This window comes from Streptococcus saliviloxodontae (assembly GCF_016908655.1).
GTDB classification, from domain to species: domain Bacteria; phylum Bacillota; class Bacilli; order Lactobacillales; family Streptococcaceae; genus Streptococcus; species Streptococcus saliviloxodontae.
The window spans coordinates 35341-54705 of sequence record NZ_JAFBEI010000009.1 but is presented as its reverse complement, the minus strand read 5'-3'; the positions used below and the strand labels follow the sequence as shown (position 1 = coordinate 54705).

At 41.0% G+C, this 19365-nt stretch carries 17 protein-coding genes and 1 pseudogene; all 18 read right to left on the bottom strand.

From position 1 onward, the window contains the following. Positions 1-124: 124 nt before the first annotated feature. Positions 125-592 carry an SsrA-binding protein SmpB gene (gene smpB, locus JOC31_RS03140; protein ID WP_205016731.1) on the bottom strand — a complete coding sequence of 156 codons (468 nt, stop codon included), beginning with the start codon at positions 590-592 and terminating at the stop codon, positions 125-127. 15 nt (positions 593-607) lie between these two features. Further along, positions 608-3046: a ribonuclease R gene (rnr, locus tag JOC31_RS03135; protein ID WP_205016730.1), complete on the bottom strand. Its 2439-nt coding sequence runs from the start codon at positions 3044-3046 to the stop codon at positions 608-610. A 133-nt stretch (positions 3047-3179) separates the two neighbouring features. Next, on the bottom strand, positions 3180-3416 hold the full coding sequence (gene secG / locus JOC31_RS03130) for a preprotein translocase subunit SecG (RefSeq protein ID WP_205016729.1): 237 nt from the start codon (positions 3414-3416) through the stop codon (positions 3180-3182). Between the two features lie 45 nt (positions 3417-3461). After that, entirely contained in the window at positions 3462-3608 is a 147-nt protein-coding gene (gene rpmG, locus JOC31_RS03125; RefSeq protein WP_205016728.1) for a 50S ribosomal protein L33, read from the bottom strand. Continuing rightward, positions 3605-4798 (bottom strand): multidrug efflux MFS transporter, encoded by a 1194-nt coding sequence (locus JOC31_RS03120; protein WP_205016735.1) that lies wholly within the window; start codon positions 4796-4798, stop codon positions 3605-3607. Before JOC31_RS03120 ends, rpmG begins: the two co-directional genes overlap by 4 nt. Positions 4799-4896: 98 nt before the next feature. Beyond that, the gene (gene coaE, locus JOC31_RS03115; RefSeq protein ID WP_205016727.1) at positions 4897-5481 is read right to left on the bottom strand and encodes a dephospho-CoA kinase; all 585 of its coding nucleotides are present in this window, start codon (positions 5479-5481) and stop codon (positions 4897-4899) included. Then, entirely contained in the window at positions 5478-6299 is an 822-nt protein-coding gene (gene mutM / locus JOC31_RS03110) for a DNA-formamidopyrimidine glycosylase (protein ID WP_205016726.1), read from the bottom strand. The genes coaE and mutM overlap by 4 nt, the downstream gene beginning before the upstream one ends. A gap of 415 nt (positions 6300-6714) precedes the next feature. Then, a complete protein-coding gene (locus JOC31_RS03105) occupies positions 6715-7296 on the bottom strand; it encodes a histidine phosphatase family protein (protein WP_205016725.1) in 582 nt (193 codons plus the stop codon). A gap of 8 nt (positions 7297-7304) precedes the next feature. Continuing rightward, on the bottom strand, positions 7305-7781 hold the full coding sequence (locus tag JOC31_RS03100; protein WP_205016724.1) for an NUDIX hydrolase: 477 nt from the start codon (positions 7779-7781) through the stop codon (positions 7305-7307). Between the two features lie 9 nt (positions 7782-7790). Beyond that, the gene (locus tag JOC31_RS03095) at positions 7791-8252 is read right to left on the bottom strand and encodes an 8-oxo-dGTP diphosphatase (protein ID WP_205016723.1); all 462 of its coding nucleotides are present in this window, start codon (positions 8250-8252) and stop codon (positions 7791-7793) included. Positions 8253-8694: 442 nt separating this feature from the next. Then, the gene (era, locus tag JOC31_RS03090) at positions 8695-9594 is read right to left on the bottom strand and encodes a GTPase Era (RefSeq protein ID WP_205016722.1); all 900 of its coding nucleotides are present in this window, start codon (positions 9592-9594) and stop codon (positions 8695-8697) included. A gap of 15 nt (positions 9595-9609) precedes the next feature. Beyond that, a complete protein-coding gene (locus JOC31_RS03085; RefSeq protein WP_205016721.1) occupies positions 9610-10053 on the bottom strand; it encodes a diacylglycerol kinase family protein in 444 nt (147 codons plus the stop codon). Continuing rightward, complete coding sequence (gene ybeY, locus JOC31_RS03080) at positions 10034-10531, bottom strand: rRNA maturation RNase YbeY (protein WP_205016734.1); 498 nt, start codon at positions 10529-10531, stop codon at positions 10034-10036. The genes JOC31_RS03085 and ybeY overlap by 20 nt, the downstream gene beginning before the upstream one ends. Positions 10532-10677: 146 nt before the next feature. Continuing rightward, positions 10678-11739, bottom strand: coding sequence for a PhoH family protein (locus tag JOC31_RS03075; RefSeq protein ID WP_205016720.1), 1062 nt, complete (start codon positions 11737-11739; stop codon positions 10678-10680). A gap of 76 nt (positions 11740-11815) precedes the next feature. Beyond that, positions 11816-13243 carry a LysM peptidoglycan-binding domain-containing protein gene (locus JOC31_RS03070; RefSeq protein WP_205016719.1) on the bottom strand — a complete coding sequence of 476 codons (1428 nt, stop codon included), beginning with the start codon at positions 13241-13243 and terminating at the stop codon, positions 11816-11818. Positions 13244-13432: 189 nt separating this feature from the next. After that, on the bottom strand, positions 13433-13648 hold the full coding sequence (locus JOC31_RS03065; protein WP_205016718.1) for a YozE family protein: 216 nt from the start codon (positions 13646-13648) through the stop codon (positions 13433-13435). Further along, positions 13645-14167 (bottom strand): annotated as a pseudogene (msrA, locus tag JOC31_RS03060) (peptide-methionine (S)-S-oxide reductase MsrA). Before msrA ends, JOC31_RS03065 begins: the two are co-directional and overlap by 4 nt. 218 nt (positions 14168-14385) lie before the next feature. Then, entirely contained in the window at positions 14386-19257 is a 4872-nt protein-coding gene (locus JOC31_RS03055; RefSeq protein WP_205016717.1) for a glycoside hydrolase family 70 protein, read from the bottom strand. Positions 19258-19365 lie beyond the last annotated feature (108 nt).

The window sequence follows — 19365 nt, the reverse complement described above, 5'->3', positions numbered from 1 at the left end:
ACGAATCAAAGCAAAACTAAAAGGACTTAGTCCTGTGCAATACAGAACTAAATCCCTTCAATAAATATAGTGTCCAACTTTTTGGGGTCAGTACACCTCACTAATGAAGCTTAAGAGCTTTTTCTTATCGCTGATTCATGCTTTTCATCACACGTTTAATATCACGATCTTGGTCTCGGCGTTTGATGGACTCACGTTTATCATAATCGTGCTTCCCTTTAGCCAATCCAATGAGCACCTTAGCAAAGCCATTTTTCAAATAAACTTTGAGGGGAACTAAGGTCATGCCTGTCCCTTTGAGCTCGTTTTCTAATCTCGCGATTTCTCTCTTTTTGAGAAGGAGTTTACGCGTTCGCTCTGGCTCTTGATTCCAAATATTGCCTTGTTCAAAAGGAGCAATATGAACATTCACAAGCCAAGCTTCACCGTTTTTTATCTGAGCATAGCCATCCTTGAGCTGAATCCGAGCAGCACGGACAGACTTGATTTCTGTCCCTGTCAGCACAATACCAGCCTCAATGGTATCAACAATGCTGTAATCATGTCTGGCTTTCTTATTTTGCGCCAGAAGAGTGTCATCATGTTTAGGCATGGAAATCCTCCAATCCTATCTTGATTTTTTCTTTTGCGAACGTTTAGCAGCGTCTTTGTAGAACGGTTTCTTACCTTTTTTCTTAGCATCTCCATACGACTGTCTATCACGTGAGGATTGGTTACGGTCAGAAGAGGACTGATCACTTCGACGTCCTTTTCCGTTACGGTCACGATCATTTCGCTCCTTGCGACGATTGTTATCACCACGATCACCTCGAGAGCCACGACGTTCTTTGTTACCCTTGTCATCTCGACGTGGTCTGCCATTTCCACGAGGTTTGCGGACAAGAGATTTATCAATCTTTTCGATAATATCAAAGTCGCTTGGGAGATATTCAAAGTCAATATCTCCTGTCTCTTTATCGGCACGAACAAGTTTAATACGGATTGGTTGACCAACTTTGAAGACCTTACCTGACTTCTCACCTTGGAGACTCATCGTGCGTTCGTTATAGTTGTAAAACTCTGGCAAGGTTGTGATATGAATGAGACCCTCGATGGTATTTGGCAACTCGATAAACATACCGAATTTGACCACGCTGGCAACGACCCCATCAAACTCCTCACCCACATATTCTTCCATATATTCCGCTTTTTTCATAGCCTCAACCACACGCTCAGCATCAATAGCACGGCGTTCTAGAGTTGAAGATGAGGTTGCCAATTCTGGAATCACTTGAGCAAAGTGGTCTTGCGTTTCCTGAGAATTATTCTTAGTGTACTCACGAATCATGCGATGTACCAAAAGGTCAGGGTAACGGCGGATTGGACTAGTAAAGTGCGTATAGTACTCTGCGGCCAAACCATAGTGTCCATGGTTGTGCTCAGAATAGCGCGCTTGTTGCATCGAACGTAGCAACATCATATTGAGGACTTCACTTCCAGGCTGACCTTCGATAGTCGCCATGAAATCCTGCAAGGCTGATTGACTGAGTTTATTAGCTGTTCCGTGAACCTGAACACCAAATAAAGACGCATAGTCGATGAATTTCTGTAACTTCTCAGCCTTAGGCTCTTCGTGAATACGATAGATGAATGGCATTTTATTTTTGGCAAAATGCTGGGCGACGCACTCATTTGCTGCGAGCATGAAGGATTCAATCATACGCTCAGCTGTTCCACGTTCACGCAAAACGATATCAACTGGCATCCCTTTGTCGTTCACAATGATTTTCGCTTCTGCCGTGTCAAAATTAAGTGCCCCACGACGCACACGCATCTTCTCTAAAATCGCATGCAATTCTGACATGTTGTTAACCGCATCAACAATCGGAGCATACTCAGCAAGAGCCTCCTCATCACCAGCCAGCATGTCATTGACACGAGAATAGGTCATACGGAAGGTGGTATTGATAACTGACTGGCAAATTTGGTAGTCAACCAGGCGGCCTTTATCATCAATCTCCATGATAGCTGATTGGGTCAGGCGATCAACATTTGGATTTAATGAGCAAATACCATTTGACAAACGCTCAGGCAACATTGGTACCACACGGTCAGTAACGTAAACAGAAGTTCCACGAGCAACCGCTTCACGGTTAAGAGCAGAGCCTTCGGTCACGTAGTAAGAAACGTCGGCAATATGAACGCCTAGTTCAAAGTTGCCATTGTCCAAACGTTTGATATGGACCGCATCATCCAAGTCCTTAGCATCAGCCCCATCAATGGTAAAGGTCACTTCGCCACGAAGGTCCACACGACCAATCAAGTCCTCTTCAGAAGGAGCATCTGGCACGGCATTTGCTTCAGCCATAACATCCTCAGGAAATTCTGAGACGATATCCATAGACTCCAAAACTTCCAAAACATCGATGCCGACATCACCTTGATGACCGATAATATCACGGACATTTCCGACAAAGTAGTCGTGGTGACGGTTTGGGTATTTTTCGATATCAACCTTGATGATTTCAGTACCATCAAGGACAACAGGTTCTTTCTTGATATAGATTTTCTGTTGAATTTTTTGATTCTTAGACTTGATATAGCCAGCATAGTTAGGCTTATCATCATCTAGGATAAACTTGCCGACCACTGTTTTTAAGGCGTGGTCAACAATATCAACCACACGCGCTTCTGCTGCAGTACCTTTTAGACGGTCTGCTGGTTTTTTAATAACAACTTCAACAGTATCGCCATCAATGGCATGTCCCACATCGTTACGTCCAATGAACATATCATCTTCATTGTCATCAACAAAGAGAAAACCAAATCCTGCTTTATTGGCACGAAAAACACCTTGAACGGTGATTTGTTCCTGCTTGTCACGTTTCGGTCTCAAGGCAATACTGCCGTCATCTGAAAAACGCAACTCACGTTTACTCTCCATTTGAGAGATCGTTTTAATCAACTGTGGAAAATGCTCACTGCCTGCCATACCGAGGCTAGCTGCCAAATCATTGATGTTTGACTTACCATTTTCCTTTAAATAAGTAATAATTTGTTTTTTCATTTTTTGAGGCCAGATTAATCCAGCACTCTCCTCTCTTAATAATGTGATACTCATAGAGTATTAGCTTGGTGTTTCAACACCTGAGGTAGTAATCATAAAAAAAGAAGCCTGACACCATGGGTCAAAGCTTACTTTAGTTACTTGATAAAATTGCAAGCACTAGGGCAATTGCTAACCAAAAGAAAACTAGAATTGCTGTAAAACGTTGCATAAAAGCTTCGAAACCACGAGCTTTTGTACGTTCAAAAAGTGCTTCTGAACCACTGCTATCAAATACATTACTACTTGGATTTTTTTGAGGTTGCATAAAAATCGCAATCACCAACAAAACTGAAATCACAAGAAGAACTGTTAGTAGTAAGTTATACATGATTTTTCCTCCACCTAAGTCAGTACCATTTTACCATAATCGCTACTAGGATTCAACATGTAAGGTGACTTTTCTCTCTTTGGGGCAATATTTGGGAACCTGAATCTTATCAGGATGCGTCGCTTTATTTTTACTGGTCAGGTAGTTTTTACTACCACAATCACTACATTTTAAATTGATTTTTACTCTCACACGATATCCTTACTTGTTAAATACTGTCTAAAATTTAAGAAACTCCAAATAAAATTGCTAAACACAATAGCGCTTGTCACAAAGAAAACCCATCGATAGCCTAGCCCTGTCGCTACAGCCGAACCAATAAAAGGTCCTACCACTTGGCCAAGGTAACTAAACATCTGATTGTATGAAAAAATACGAGAAAGCCCTTCTTTGGGACTAATCTTAGTCAAGAGCGAATTCACGCTAGGCATCAAGGCACCTGTCCCAAACCCGTAAAGAAAGCGTAAAAGTCCCAATTGCCAAGGGGTCTGCGCTAAACCGCATAAAAAATACATGGTAAAACTGTAAGCCAAGGCTAGTAATAACAAGCGATGATTGCCTATCTTGTCTCCTACTTTCCCTAGCCAAGAACTAGACAAGAGACTGGAGAAGCCCATAGATGACACGATAAGACCAGATACAAACATGAGATTCTCAGTCTCTCCTAAATGCCTAACATAGAGAGCCAATATAGGAGACACTGACTGAGCAGAGATATAGATGATCATACTCGTCACAAACAAGCCTAGCAAGATTTTCTTATCTTTAACTTGACCAATAACCTGCCTTGTCGGCATCACTTCTTCGTTGTCTAACGGTTGGAAATCTTCTTTTACCATAAAGATGGTCATGAGATTACAGATTAATAATAGAATACCTACCAGCAAAAAAACATTTCGCATGCCCAGCCACTCTGCTAAGGTTCCTCCGATAAGAGGACCTATCAAAGTCCCTGCTGTCACACCTGTTGCCAAGGTTCCAAGGGCGTAGCCTGACTTCGACTTGGGAGCTTGACTGGCTACCAAGGCCGTTGCATTGGGAACATAGCCAGCAAATAAACCATTCAACAGACGTAACAATAAAAGCCAGTAAACATTTGAAATAAAGGCAAGCCCTCCCATGGTAAAAGCCATGACTAAACTAGCTCTAATCATCATAGGCTTTCGTCCATAACGATCAGCTAATTTTCCCCACAAAGGTGACACCAAAGCTGAAGCCAAGGCTGATAGGGCAACCGCCAGACCAGCCATAAAAGCAACCTGATTCTTAGGAGTGCCTAACTCCTCCACATAGAGTGCCATAAATGGCATGACAAGTGAAAAGCTTGCCCCGGTCAAAAAATTACCAAGCCAAGCTACACGTAAATTCTGTTTCCAATTAATGCCGTTGATAACAAGTCATCTTCTTTCTCGAATAATATGTTTTATTATAGCATATTTTTCAAAGAAAGACAGAAAAAGCTTGACTTCTTCTCCTTTACTCAGCCTTGCAATAAGAGATCAATCTGCTGATAAGTCTCATCCAAACTCCCGCTATTATCAATCACATGACTGGCTTGCTTTTTCTTCTCAGCTGTGGGCATTTGGCTATCGATTCGTTTCTGAGCTTCTTCTCTAGTATAGCCATTTCGTGCCATCAAACGCTGCAACTGCGTCTCTTCATCAACTGCTACCAACCAAATCTGGTCAAACCAATCCACGTAGCCCTGCTCAATCAAAAGAGGAATATCCATAAAAATAAGTGGATCCGTTTCAGCTAGCTCATCTCTCCTTTTTGCCAATTCTTGCCGAATAATTTCTCCTTGTAAGACAGCAGATTTTTCTAAATTCTCCTGACTGGAAAAAATCATTTCTGCCAAGACAGGACGGCTGAGCTGACCTGTCTCATCTAAGATACCATCTCCCAGCCAATCTAAAAGAGCCTGGTAGAGACGCCTTCCCTTTGCCTGCAAGTCATGAACTACCTGATCGGCATCAATAACGGAGAAACCTTTTTCTCTTAGATAATTGGTAACGGTTGACTTTCCAGAAGCGATACCTCCTGTTAGACCGATTATACGACTCATAACTTCTGACACTTAGGACAAAAATGACTGCCCCTACCTTTCAACTGTATTTTAACAATCTCGCACCCACACCTCGGACAAGGCTGACCTGTCTTGCCATAAACCTGGTGATAATCCTGCATAGTGCCGTCTTCTCCCAAGGCATTCTTATAGGTTCGAATGGTTGAGCCACCCTTTTCAACAGCCAAGGCTAAGATACGAATCGTCTCCTCATGAAGTCGCTTAATCTCCGCTTTCTTAAGACTCGAACTAACACGAGCAGGGTGCACACGCGCTGCCCACAGGACCTCATCCACATAGATATTGCCCAGGCCTACAACCAGACGCTGCTCCAAAAGATAAGGCTTAATGAGTTTTTGGGAAGATAGCAGAGCTTCTTCGAAGTCTTTTAGCTTAAAGGCTTCCTTGGTAGGCTCTGGACCTAATTTTTTCTTGCTAAAGAAGACTTCCATTTCAGATTTTGGCATGAGCTCCATGGTCCCAAATTTTCTAACATCCTGATAAACCAGAGTCGAACCATCTGCAAAGGTGATAAAAGCATGGTAATGCTTATTAGTAGGAACCTGATCTAAAAAGAGTAAAAACTTTCCTTCCATTCTCAGATGAGAAATCACTACTTGCTGTCCAAAATCAAAAATCAGGTATTTCCCACGACGCCTCATCTTTTCGATAGTCTGTCCTAAAAGAGCCACTTCAAATTCCTCAGCTCCCGTTAAAACCAATCTAGGGTAGCTAATCTTAACGTCTTTTATACGTTTGCCGACAATCAGCTTTTCTAAGCCACGTCTGACCGTCTCTACCTCAGGTAATTCAGGCATAATTTTTCTCCTTTCCTACCGTTTGCCATAGTTTGCGATAATAAATAGACAAGATAAATGATACAACTGCGATAATCAAATGTAAAATGACCCTGCCTTCACTAACAATATAACATAGGAGTGAACGCCTCATAACTTGGTCTTTCATCTACACTTTTAAGAATAGGAAAGTGTTCCAACATACTTAGCAATATACAAAGCAGTAGACCAAATGTAAAAACACTCCAAAATATAATAGCGCCCTCCGTTCCATAAAAAATACAATAATCAGCTAAAGCAGAACTCAAAAGATAATATGGTTATCAGTACAAACACCTGATATTTCTCTTTCATCATTCCTTCTTTACCAGACCATCTCAAATCAAACTTGAAAGCAGTAAGAGCTATCATGATCAAGTTTGAAACAAATAGGATATCACCTTGTCTTCTTCTCAAAAAGATTGATAGACTCGATAGACAGGCAATGCTGCCCCTCAAAGGTCAAACAGACTAGCCACGGCATCAAGCCTTTTATCTTCTCAAAATCAACGTAAGAAAAACTAGGGTCAAAATAATGGATAATGGTGCTGAGAGCTGTTCCGTGACTACCGATGACAAGCTCTTGCCCTGCAAAATCCACCAATAATCGCTCCAAGGCTCGAATATTTCTCTCCTGAACCTCGCTCAAACTTTCGCCACCTTCTAGCTTGTAAGAAAAATCTTGCCATTGCTGTTCTGAAAAGCTTTTAAAATCAGCAATCCATTGGTCTGTGATACGACGTTCCCTAAAATCATCATCAACCTGAATTGATAACCTCCTACTCTCCGCAAAGGGTCTAATCGTCTCAACTGCTCTGACATAAGGACTGGAAAAAACAGCCGTGATAGGCTTGTCCTTCAAAAAGTCCGAAACCAAGTGTCTATCTAACAAACCTTTAGCTGACAATTCGCGTTCGTAGTCGTTGTGATTATCGTAGTTAGGATCCGCATGCCTGACAAAATAAAGTTTTGTTACCATTTTCCCTCCTAATGTCCTAAGGCAAAGCTATCAGCAAAATACTCTGTCAACATCAGGCGATGCTTATCACTGATAGTGACTTCTTTAGCAATCGCCTCTTCTGAGAAAAAGCTCAGTTTCAAAGTTTCTTCATTTTGAAAACCGATAATATCGACCTCTTCCAAGGCTCTCATCTCATAGATGACAACCAAAGTCTGAACCTGATCACCGTTCGGATAGACTTCATCAAAATGACTATAAATATTTAGCAAACGGATAGCCTCCACCTTGATGCCAGTCTCTTCAAAAAACTCTCGCTCCGCAGTTTCCTTGCTTGACTCCCCCAATTCCATAGCGCCACCTGGAACAGCCCAGGTTTTCTTATCGCCACGTAATTGAAGAAGGACGCATCCTTCCTGATCAGCCAAAATACCACCTGCAAAAGCTAGTAAAACCTTGTCATGACCAACTTTTGAACGAATATAAGAAATGTAATCCTGTGTCATCTGGTCTCCTTAAAAGAAAAATGTCTGCAAAATATCAGCTGTATCACGCTCATAAAAGAGTTCCGATACCTTCTCCTCAAAAAAGATAGGGAACGTATCCTCCATACCATCTGCCAAGTCAATCAAACCAGCATCAAGCTCCGCCTTGGTCACCCCTTCCTCTGATGAGGTTAGCTCACCAGTGAAACGATTGGCACGATAAAGAAAAACCAAATAACGGATGTTATCCTTTCTGGTATAAAAATGTTTGATCCCCATTAACTTGGGGTTAGAAATACTAAGTCCAGTTTCTTCACAAACCTCTCTGACAACAGCAGCATGCAAGCTCTCTCCGTCTTCGATATGACCACCTGGAAAAACAGCTCCTGCCCAATCATATCGCTTAGGGTCACGGATTTGCATGACAAAACGCCCTGCTTCATCCTCTATCAGGCACATGTTGGTTAAAATCACTTCTTGACTACGTGACATTGGGTTCCTCCTAAGACAAAGAGACTGTCAATCAGTCTCTTTTCATGTTATATTTCGAAAGCAGTCCACTGGACCTACCTCGCCTTTGGTTCGGCTTAAAAAGGTCTCCCAGACCTTCTTCGCTCTCTTATATCCCTAGCTCAGACCTAAAACAGTCCACTGGACCTACCTCGCCTTTGGTTCGGCTTTCAAGGTCTCCCAGACCTTTCTTCGCTCTCTTATATTCCTAGCTAAGACCTAAAACAGTCCACTGGACTTACCTCGCCTTTGGTCCGGCTTTCAAGGTCTCACAGACCTTTCTTCGCTCTCTTATATTCCTAGCTCAGACCTAAAACAGTCCACTGGACCTACCTCGCCTTTGCCTCGGCTTAAAAAGGTCTCACAGACCTTCTTCGCTCTCTTATATTCCTAGCTCAGACCTAAAACAGTCCACTGGACTATTTTAGTACTCTTTCTCGTTATAGCCAAAGTCGGCGAGGTCGAGTTTTTTGTCACGCCAGTTTTTCTTGACTTTGACCCATGTTTCAAGATAGACTTTATCTCCTAGCATGATTTCAATGTCACGGCGGGCCATTTTTCCAATCTTCTTGAGCATGGCTCCTTGCTTACCGATAATGATCCCTTTTTGGCTGTCACGTTCCACCATAATTGTCGCACGGATATGAACCTTATCAGTGTCAGCATCACGTTTCATGGAATCAATGATAACAGCAACTGAGTGAGGCACTTCCTGCTCCGTCAACTTGAGAATCTTCTCACGAATCATCTCTGACACTAAGAAACGCTCTGGATGGTCAGTAATCTGATCCTCTGGGAAATATTGGAAACCTTCTTCCAAATTCTCTGTCAAAATACGCAACAAGGTGTCCACATTATTGCCTTGCAAGGCTGAAATTGGGATAATTTCCTTAAAGTCCATCTGACTACGAAAATCATCAATCTGCTCCAAAAGCTGGTCAGGATGCACCTTGTCAATTTTATTGATAACCAAAATAACTGGGATTTTAGCAGCCTTCAAACGCTCCATAATCATGTCATCGCCCTTACCACGTTTCTCATCAGCAGGCACCATGAAAAGAACCGTCTCTACTTCACGCAAGGTTGAGTAGGCAGACTCCACCATGAAATCACCAAGAGCCGTTTTAGGTTTGTGAATCCCTGGTGTATCGATGAACACAATTTGCTCATTTTCAGTTGTGTAAATCCCCATAATCTTGTTACGAGTCGTCTGAGCCTTATCAGACATGATAGCGATTTTTTGTCCCATCACGTGGTTCAAAAAAGTTGATTTCCCAACATTTGGACGGCCTAAAATAGCCACAAATCCAGATTTAAAAGACATTCCATCTCCTTCATTTTAAAATAGCAAAGCCCACACCTTGGGCACAAAAATAATCATACCAACAATCAGTGCCAAAATCGAAACCATAAGCACAGCTCCTGCTGCCATATCTTTAGCCTTCTTAGCACGCATGGAAAAATGATAGTCACTGGCTAGATCAACAACATTTTCAATTGCCGAATTGACGATTTCAAAGGTAATCACCAAAAAGACACACATGGCTAGTAGTATCCACTCTAGTGCTGAAACCCCAAAAACAAGACCAGCTAAAACAACCAAAAGAGCAGAAACAGCATGCTTTCGCATATTACGTTCTTCAATAAAGGCAGTTTTAATCCCCATGACAGCAAATTCAAAGCTGTTTAAGAAGTTGGTATTTTTCCACTTTTTCTTAGCCTCTTTAGGTTCAATTTTCCCTGATTTTTCGTAAATCTTAACCTTATTCTCTTGTAAGTCCATAGGCAGTCAATATCTCTTCTTGTAAACCAAACATTTCTTTTTCTTCTTCTGGTGTGTAGTGGTCGTAGCCATTGATATGAAGAAAACCATGAACAGCTAAAAAGCCCATCTCACGTTCAAAAGAATGACCATAATCTTCTGCCTGCTCCTTAGCTTTATCAATAGAAATAAATAGTTCACCGATATAGCTATCAAACTCATCCATCATCTCAGCCAATTCAGGATTTTCCGCCAAATCCTCTTCATCAAATAAAATTGGTGTCTCTGGCTTGTACTCCAGACTGATCACATCCGTCGGACGGTCTGTGTCTCGGTATTCCAAATTCAATTCATGACTACGTTCATTTGTGACAAAGGTCACTGCCATTTCCTTGTCTTCCTTACCAGTCTTTTTCGCTGCAAACTCCAAAAGGTCTAGCGTTTGTTTTTTTATTTCCTCAGAGACTTGACCAGTCTCATCAATCATTTCAACATACATACTTTTCAATTAAGGAGACTCTCCAAATAGATTGCCCCTTTCTGTCCTTTCTCATCGTTTATACGCTGTCATCTAATAGCTTACTAGTCATATTATAGCATAAAGAAAAGGAATTAGCTTGAAGAGACAAGTAATCCCTTTGACTATCATTCATTCTCATTATTTTTCTCTGGCAAATCTCCAATGACTTCATAAGAAGTCAAGCCAGAGGCTTTTTCAGCTATTTCGGATACTTCTTTTTGGAAAATAGCTGCGCGATCATCTTCATAGGCCTTGATGATTTCAGCGACAACCGGATGACGCACGACATCCTTAGCTGAAAAATGCACAAAATCAATGGCTTTGATGCTCTGCAATTTCTCAACAGCATCAATCAAACCTGACTTAACCTTACGAGGAAGGTCAATCTGACTGGTATCCCCATTGACAATCATCTTGGAATTAAATCCCAAACGCGTCAAGAACATCTTCATCTGCATAATGGTCGTATTCTGAGCCTCATCTAAGATGACAAAAGCATCATCCAGGGTACGTCCACGCATATAAGCCAGCGGGGCAATTTCAATAATCTCACGCTCCATGAGACGAGTCGTCTGCTCCTTACCTAAAATCTGATAGAGGGCATCATAAACAGGACGAAGGTAAGGATCAACCTTCTCTTTCAAGTCACCAGGAAGAAAGCCCAAGCTCTCACCAGCTTCAACCGCAGGACGTGTCAAAATAATCCGTTTAACCTGTCCACGCTTGAGTGCAGTGACCGCCAAGGTAACCGCTAAGAAGGTTTTCCCTGTCCCTGCAGGTCCAATCCCAAATACCACATCATGAGACTTGATACTATCAACATAAACCTTTTGCCCAAGGGTCTTAACACGAATAGGCTTCCCAGAATTATCCTTGATAATTTCTTCTTCATAGAGGGCGATAAATTGATCAATCGTACCTGATTGAGCCATTGATAGGGCTGTTACGACATCCGAAGTATTAACAACCATGCCGCGCCCCACTAAAACTTGTAGAGCCTGGATGGTTAGTCTAGCCTCCTCAACCGCCTTCTCGTCATCACCAAGAACTTGCACCCTCTCTGTCCTTGCATGGATAATCACCTCAAGATTATCCTCGATAAGTTTGAGATGACGCTCGTTACTCCCAAAAAGAGCCAAAACATCATCTGGATGATTAAGTGTAATATCAACAGAATACTCTTGCAAATAGAGTTCCTCTTTCTTTCATCTTTTTAAAACCATTATAGCAAAAAATCACGCCCTTGCGTGATTTTGCTATCTATTAACCATTAAATGATACGTGAACGTGGTCATAGTGATTTTCTGTCACACTACCACGGTCTGGCATTGGATTCCAAGTATTAGCTGGACCATAGATATTATTGTATGGTGAGTAGAATCGTTGCTTCCAGATGATGTATGAAATACCTGCTGATGACATGTTATCAATAGCGTATTGAGCAACTTGATCACCTAAAGCTGAGCTTTCAGGCACCATCACGTCAACTGCCAAACCTTGTCCGTGATCTTGTGGATCACCTGCTCGGTAACCACCGATATCAGAGATGCCAAAAGTATTGGCAACTGATTGTGCAAAGGCTGCAGCTGGAGCCTGCATATTTTGAGTATTGATAGAAACATCACTTGTTGTTTCTGCAGTTGTTTGAGCTGCTTCACTCGCTTCAATGACTTGATTGATAGCTTCTGTCACAGGTTCTGTTGTTTCTGCATAAGTTGATGCTTCTGTTGTTTCACTGACAATCGCCTGTGTCAACTCTTGTACTGTTGTTTCTTGAGGCGCTTCTGTTTGCTCACTTGTCTCTGATGGAGTAGCTTCTGTTGTTTCTACTACCTCTTCAGAAGCAGCAGTCGCTTCTGTTTGCTCGCTTGTTTCTGCTGAAGTAGCCTCTGTTGTTTCTACTGCCTCTTCAGAAGCAGCAACTTCACTTGTCGCTGTCTCTGAAGTTGCTGGTGAAACAGTTTCTTCTACTTGAGATGAAATTTCTGTTGTTTCAGTAGGTGCTACCTCACTTGTTGCAGTTTCTTCTGCCACTTGTTCTGGTGCCTCTGTCACTTCCGAAGTTACTTCAGTTGCTGGTGCTTCTGTCGTTTCGACAGTTTCTGTACTAGCAGCTGTCTCTTGAACAGCACTTGTTGCTTGGTCTTCTGAGCTTGCTTGCGTATCAGTAGCTTGTGCGATAGCATCTTCTACTGGAGTTGTTGTTTGAGCATAAGCTTCCTGCTCCTGCGTTGTTGTATCAACAATTGCTTGAGTCAAATCAGCTACGCTAACTGTTTGATCTTCAACAACAACTTGATTTGTCTCCAAATCCGCTGTTGCTTTAACAGTTTCATTTGATTGAGCTGCTACTGGTGTTTCAACTTCAACAGTAGCTACTTTGTTATCTTCACTATAGGTAGCTGTCAATACAGTCTCTGGGAAAATTAAGTTAATATCTGTAATTTTATTAAGATTTCCTAAGACATTAACATCAATATTCATTGCTTGTGCAATCGTGCTAAGCGTATCACCATATTGAACAGTGTAGGTCACTTTGTTTCCTTCAGTGATAAGACCTGCTTTGATTTCTTCAACAGAGCGTGGTTTCCATGATGACTGCTCATCAGCATTGGCATGACCTGCAGCAAACAATGACAAGGCCACTGTTGAGTAAAGCAAGGACTTTTTACTAATTTTTTTCGATATCATATCTCTTCCTCTTAAAGTTTTATGTACTACTATCATATCATAAAATACTTATAAGGAAAGGATAATTTGACTTTTTAAATAAATTGCTATTTTTGGTAGCTAGTCGTCAATTTTGTCATCAAATACTAATAATTGTCACATACTGTCATTTTCAACCCTTATGGGTCTGACAAGTGATCTGATAATTCCTTAATGTCCCAAATAATCTTCCCAAATCCGGTCAAACTGACCCAGATTAAAAGAAAAACTGGCTTGGTCTTCTAAATAACGACTAATTTCCTCAAAATCATCTGTGTGCTTTGGAAACATGGTCTCCTCAAAAACTAAATCCGCCAAGACAGCAACAGGTTCATTTGATTTAGGATTACGCTGGGTCATCAACCAAGTATAAAATGATTTTCTCATTGGTCTTTCTCCTTCCAATACTGTTCTAAAAACTGATGTCTGAGTGCACTACTTTGAGCATAGCGATTGGGATTTTTACGATAAAAGGCTTGATGATAATCTTCTGCCGGATAAAAAAGGCTGAGCCGGCTCAATACGGGTCACGATTGGCTTAGTAAAACGACCTGATGCTTCTAAAGAAGCTTTTGATTGCTCGGCAATATCTTTTTGAACATCATTTGCATAAAAAATAATAGGACGGTAATTGTCTCCACGATCCTCGAATTGCCCAAAAGCATCCGTTGGGTCTGTCTGAGCCCAATAAATTGTTACCAGGTCTTGATAGGTTATTTTTTCAGGATCAAAAATAATTTCCACCGCCTCTGTATGCCCTGTTGTTTTTTGGCAGACTTCCTCATAAGTCGGATTTGGAACATGTCCAGCCGTGTAACCAGATAAGACTGATAAGACACCATCTCGTTCTTCAAAAGGCTGAACCATACACCAAAAACACCCACCCGCAAAAATAGCTCTCTCCATGTGACACCTCCTAGTGGTCCTGACAGGATAACTGGCTAGCTGCTTTTTTCCGTAGGTAGGATAATTCTTAACCGACTTCAGCCATCACACCATATAACTGTCAATTAGTACAAATCAATATGCTACATTGTATCAGAAAAAAAGATACTTGTCGCTTAAAAATCCTCTAAAAAAGAACCTGAAGCTAAGCTTCAAGTTCTTTTAAGATTTGTCAAAAATTATCTGTAAGTAATACCGTTACGGTTGACATAGATACGGGTACCATCTGCTAGAGTTGCCCATGAGTTGTAAACACGGCTACCTGAGTCAGCATCATAGTAAGCGTACATGCCGTTACCAAGAGAAACAAAGTCACCTTTAACTTGTTTACCATCAGTTCCGAAGTACAATTGTTGTCCGTAGATCGTTTGAGCACCTGTTACAGCAGCACCATCTTTTCCAAGATAGTACCAATCATTGTCGCCAACACGAACAAACTTACTTACGACCATTTCACCTGAATTGGCATCGTAATAGTGAGTTTTACCTGATTCGTCCGTAGCAACATTACCTTTAACTTGTTTGCCGTCTGCTGCAAAGTAAAGGTGTTGACCATTGATCACTTGTGCACCACGTACCACATTACCATCTTTATCTGCATAGTACCAAGCACCTGCTACTGAGAAGAAGCGTTCTTTAACTTGAACTCCTGATGCTTCAAAGTAAAGATTTTGACCGTTGACAGTTTGGAAACCTGTTACAGCGACACCTGTTGCACCAAAGTAGAACCAACCTTGGCCATCGATGTACACAAATTTATCAGTAACAAGAACACCTGAGTTAGCATCGTAATAACGAACACTTCCTTTGGCATCTTTAACAGTTACACCTTTAAGTTGTTTACCATCTACTGCGAAGTAAAGTTCTTGACCTTTAATACGTTGAGCACCTGTTACAACGTAACCTTTAGCATCTGCATAGTACCAATCATCTCCTACTGAGAAGAATTTATTGATAGCTTTGACACCTGAGTTAACGTCAAAGTAGCTGATCTTACCAGAATCATCTGTCAAGAAGCCTTTAACTTGTTTACCGTCTGCTGCAAAGTAGTAAGTCTTACCATCTTTTGTCAATTGACCTGTTACTTGCTCACCACGTGAGTTGAAGTAATACCAGTTGTTATCGCCAGTAGTGATAAATTTAGAGTAAACTTTGTTACCAGATTCTTTATCGTAGTAGTTTACCTTACCATTTGCATTTGTCACAAACTGACCTTTAACTTGAACACCGTCATTGTCAAAGTAATTAACGTTTCCGTTGATAGTTACTTCACCTTTAACAGCTACTCCTGTCTCATCAAAGTAATACCACTTGTCACCATCATTAGCAAATTTATTGGTTACCATATTACCTGAATCAGCATCAAAGTAATAAAGGTTACCTTTGGCATCCGTGATAAAGCGACCTTTTACTTGGTTACCGTTAGCAAGGAAGTACTTAGTCGCACCATCAATTTCAGCGAAACCAGTTGCTAGAGATGAATCTTCGTAGAAGTAGCGCCAGTTAGATGTTGTTACTTTCTCACCAAGTTCGTTAACACTTGTTTCTTTAACTTCTTTCCAACCAACAGCTGTGCTACGTTTACCTGTCTTACCATAGTAGTATGTTGTACCATCTTCTTCTGTCACAGTAACATCAGTAAGAAGGATACCATTTGGCAAGAAGTAATAGTTAGCACCATCAATTGTTTGAGCACCTGTTACGATATAACCATCTTCATTGAAGTAGTATTGGTTACCGTTGAAAGTAACAAATGATGAGACTGCCTTGTTTCCAGATAGTGAATAGTAAGTCATACCAGTTCCATCATAGTAGAAACCAGTCTTAGCATTTTCAGCACCTGTCAATTGAGCAGGAAGGAAGACACCGTCTTTTGTAACTGTGAAGTATTGGTTAGTTCCTTCATCGCTAAGAACATAGCCTGAACCACGGTTAAGGATGTTAGTACCGTTGAGGTATTCTGCTTTCCACTGTTTGATTTTCACTGATGGGTCAATGGTTTGACCTGTTGACACCATGATGTCAGTGAAGATACTTGGGTAAAGTTTTTGAAGTGTTTCTAAGAACTCACCACCGTATTTAGCTTGGAAATCAGTACCTGAAGATTTCGTATTAGCAACGTAAAGTTTGTTGACAAAGTTAGTGTCTTCTGTTTGATCACCATAGTTATCAACACGTGTTGCAGTTACAACTTCTTTACCTGGCAAAGCATACAATTGGTCTGGAACCCAGTCAGCAATAACTTGCACACCAGCTGCGTGAAGGGCCTTGATAGCGTCACGAAGATCCTCTTTAGAACCGTATTTGTTATCCTTAGACATCGCTAAGTCATAACGGTCTGTGAAGGCATAACCATTTTGAATGATAGAATCAAGGAAGCTACCATCTGTAGATGACACATATTGCGGTGCAATTTCAAATGATGTAATACCCCAAGATTTAAAGAGTTCTGCATTTTCAGCAATCAATTTATTAGTGTATTGACTTGGAGTCTGTACAAAATCTTGGAAGTTTGAGAAGCCTTCGTAGATAACTTGTGCTTCTAAAGCTGCACTTGATGTGTAAGTTGCTTCACCATTTGTTTTTTCTTCAGTTGAAGCTGCTGCAAGAACGTATTGTGTATCTGTTGCACCTACTGGAACCCATACAGAAAGGTAACCACTCATATCTACAGTAGAGAAGCCTTTGATTTCATCTGCAGTAAATGTCAAGTAACCTTCAGCATCTGTTGTTTTAATCACAGTTGTATCAGCATCTGTCAATGATGATACAATACCATCTTTAGTTCCTAACAACAATGGACGGTAGTTTTGGTTAGCGTGGGCTGCACCCATGTTAACTCTAAGGACTGCATCTGATTTAAGCTCTAACTCAGGGTTATTTGAAATCAATGTCAACATACCTGAAGTACGTCCATATTGACCACCGTCTGTATCAGTTGAAGACATCAAGTCTTGTCCATAACGAACAGACACATAAACACCATTGTTATTGCTTGCTACATTACCATCTTCGAGGCTAGCATTGGCATCCAAGTAGCTAATGTAAGATGTTTGACCACCTGCTACGTATTTTGAACGTGCTTGAAGAAGTGTTGTGATTTGGTCATAGTATGGTGATTTTGTTGCCATATATTGACCGTCATCAGTGTACAAATCTCCATAGTAGACACGTGTTGCAACCCCCATTGTTTGCAACATCAAAGCGTAGGCTGCTGGAATATTGTAGTGAGTGTATTTTTTAGTTACACTTCTCATGTCTTTGTTGTATTCTGCAAAGGCATCAGCCAACTCTTGTGTCGTATAAGTGTAAAGTGAGTGCTCAGGATCACCTGACATATCTTTTACAATTTGTCCGATAATAGTTTGCACCTCTGAGTCATGGGCACGAACAAAAACATAACCTGCATCATTAAGTTGGTCATAAGATGTCACATTTGAACGGTCTGAGAAACCATAGTAGCCACCGTTGATAAGGTCACTTAATGAAGCTGTACGTGTTTCACCACCAGTGCTTGATGTCACCGGACGTGTCAAAGCATAAAGAAGTGACAAACGTAATCCGTTATCCATTGACAATGCTGCTGTATTGTTATCTTTAACATAACCTGGGTCATTTTGTGACCAAGCTTCCAAGATTGAGATATGAGCTAGAGCATTGGCTTCTGACTCATCAACTTTGAATGCTGCACGATAGTAGTTCGTGAACAATTGAAGCATGTCTGCATCAACATTATCTACCGCATCAACACGGATACCATCGAAGTTAGCATCATCATCACCAAAGACGATAGAACCCCAGTTTGCAAAGTAGTGAAGTTGGTTTAGCATTTCAGCTTGAACAACTGGATTTGAGTTATCAACGTCATTTGATAGCAAGAACTCATATCCGCCTCGTCCACCGTTATCGTTACCCTTAGTGTATTTAATCTCACCAGTTACCTGTGTCGGTGTGCGGTTAAGAAGACGGTAGTCAGAGTTAGCCCATTCTGTTAAATCGCTATTAACATACAAAAGAGCTCCATCTTGCAAATGGCTATCAGATGGTGATTCTGATTTTTTATTCCAACGATCTTGAGTTGTGACAAATGAATTGATCACTTCACGTAACCAAGTTGTTGTTTCTTTGGCAGTGATTGTTTGTTCAATCTTAACTTGAATTGCTTTTGCTGCCGTGTTAAGAATCACTTGTTCTTGGTCAGCAGTGTAATTTGCGTCCAAACCAAAGTAATCAGACATTTGGTTCAAGTAAGCAACTTGTGTGTCAACATCTGGCCACCATGACATCAAAACTGGACGGAAATCATTTTCAGTTGATTCAACCCAAGTTGTACCATCTTCAAGAATTGATGCTGGACGATACCAGCTATCAGCAGTCAAATAACCATCAACCAATTCAAAACTCTTCTCAGAAGAATCATAAGCACGGTTGTTGCTTGTAAAAGCATCTGTAAGATTTGTCAAACCTTGTGTGAATGAGTAAGTTGATGCACTTGTCAATGCACCCTCTTCATCAAAATACAAGAGTTGACCGTTAACAGTGATTGCAAAGTTCTTCTTATAAGAACCATCCTCTTGAACATAGTAGTATTTACCATCAACAAGCTTGATGTTACTCAATGACAAAGCTGCTTCTTTTTCTTTATCAGAAATCGCTGTTGTTGTTTCAGTAGTCGATGCTGCTTCAGTTGCTGTTGTTGCAGTTGTTGCAGCTTCTGAAACTTCTGAAGTTTCCTCTGATGTCGTTGCTTCTGAGGTAGTTTCAGAAAGTTCTTGACTTGTTTCTGAAGCAAGTGTTGTTGCAGCTTCTGATGTTGCTGTTGTCGTTTCAAGTGCTGCGGTCGTTGAAACGCTCTCTTCCGTTACTGTACTAGTTGTTGACAGGTCATCTGCTACAAGTGTCGTTGTTGAGTCAGTATCTGATGTTACTGATTCTGCAGATACTGTCGCTGGAGCTCCACCGACAATTCCTGCGAACGCAACTGTAGCTACGCTAAGAGTTACCCAATGTTTTTTAACTTTGTGTAACTTAAAACGAACTTTTTTCTCCATTTTTAGCCTCCTATAGTCAATAAAGATGTAAACTCAATAATGGTTTTCTTAAAAAACACCCATTATCTTAACTATAGATTATATAGGATATTAGTCACACTCTTTATT

Excerpts from the sequence above, each read along its gene's own strand:
- coaE (WP_205016727.1), bottom strand. The coding sequence starts at position 5,481 with ATGAGTCGTATAATCGGTCTAACAGGAGGTATCGCTTCTGGAAAGTCA.
- JOC31_RS03085 (WP_205016721.1), bottom strand. The coding sequence starts at position 10,053 with ATGGACTTACAAGAGAATAAGGTTAAGATTTACGAAAAATCAGGGAAA.
- ybeY (WP_205016734.1), bottom strand. The coding sequence starts at position 10,531 with ATGTATGTTGAAATGATTGATGAGACTGGTCAAGTCTCTGAGGAAATA.
- JOC31_RS03095 (WP_205016723.1), bottom strand. The coding sequence starts at position 8,252 with ATGTCACGTAGTCAAGAAGTGATTTTAACCAACATGTGCCTGATAGAG.
- rnr (WP_205016730.1), bottom strand. The coding sequence starts at position 3,046 with ATGAAAAAACAAATTATTACTTATTTAAAGGAAAATGGTAAGTCAAAC.
- JOC31_RS03065 (WP_205016718.1), bottom strand. The coding sequence starts at position 13,648 with ATGAGAAAATCATTTTATACTTGGTTGATGACCCAGCGTAATCCTAAA.
- JOC31_RS03105 (WP_205016725.1), bottom strand. The coding sequence starts at position 7,296 with ATGGTAACAAAACTTTATTTTGTCAGGCATGCGGATCCTAACTACGAT.
- mutM (WP_205016726.1), bottom strand. The coding sequence starts at position 6,299 with ATGCCTGAATTACCTGAGGTAGAGACGGTCAGACGTGGCTTAGAAAAG.
- secG (WP_205016729.1), bottom strand. The coding sequence starts at position 3,416 with ATGTATAACTTACTACTAACAGTTCTTCTTGTGATTTCAGTTTTGTTG.
- JOC31_RS03100 (WP_205016724.1), bottom strand. The coding sequence starts at position 7,781 with ATGACACAGGATTACATTTCTTATATTCGTTCAAAAGTTGGTCATGAC.
- JOC31_RS03070 (WP_205016719.1), bottom strand. The coding sequence starts at position 13,243 with ATGATATCGAAAAAAATTAGTAAAAAGTCCTTGCTTTACTCAACAGTG.
- JOC31_RS03055 (WP_205016717.1), bottom strand. The coding sequence starts at position 19,257 with ATGGAGAAAAAAGTTCGTTTTAAGTTACACAAAGTTAAAAAACATTGG.
- smpB (WP_205016731.1), bottom strand. The coding sequence starts at position 592 with ATGCCTAAACATGATGACACTCTTCTGGCGCAAAATAAGAAAGCCAGA.
- era (WP_205016722.1), bottom strand. The coding sequence starts at position 9,594 with ATGTCTTTTAAATCTGGATTTGTGGCTATTTTAGGCCGTCCAAATGTT.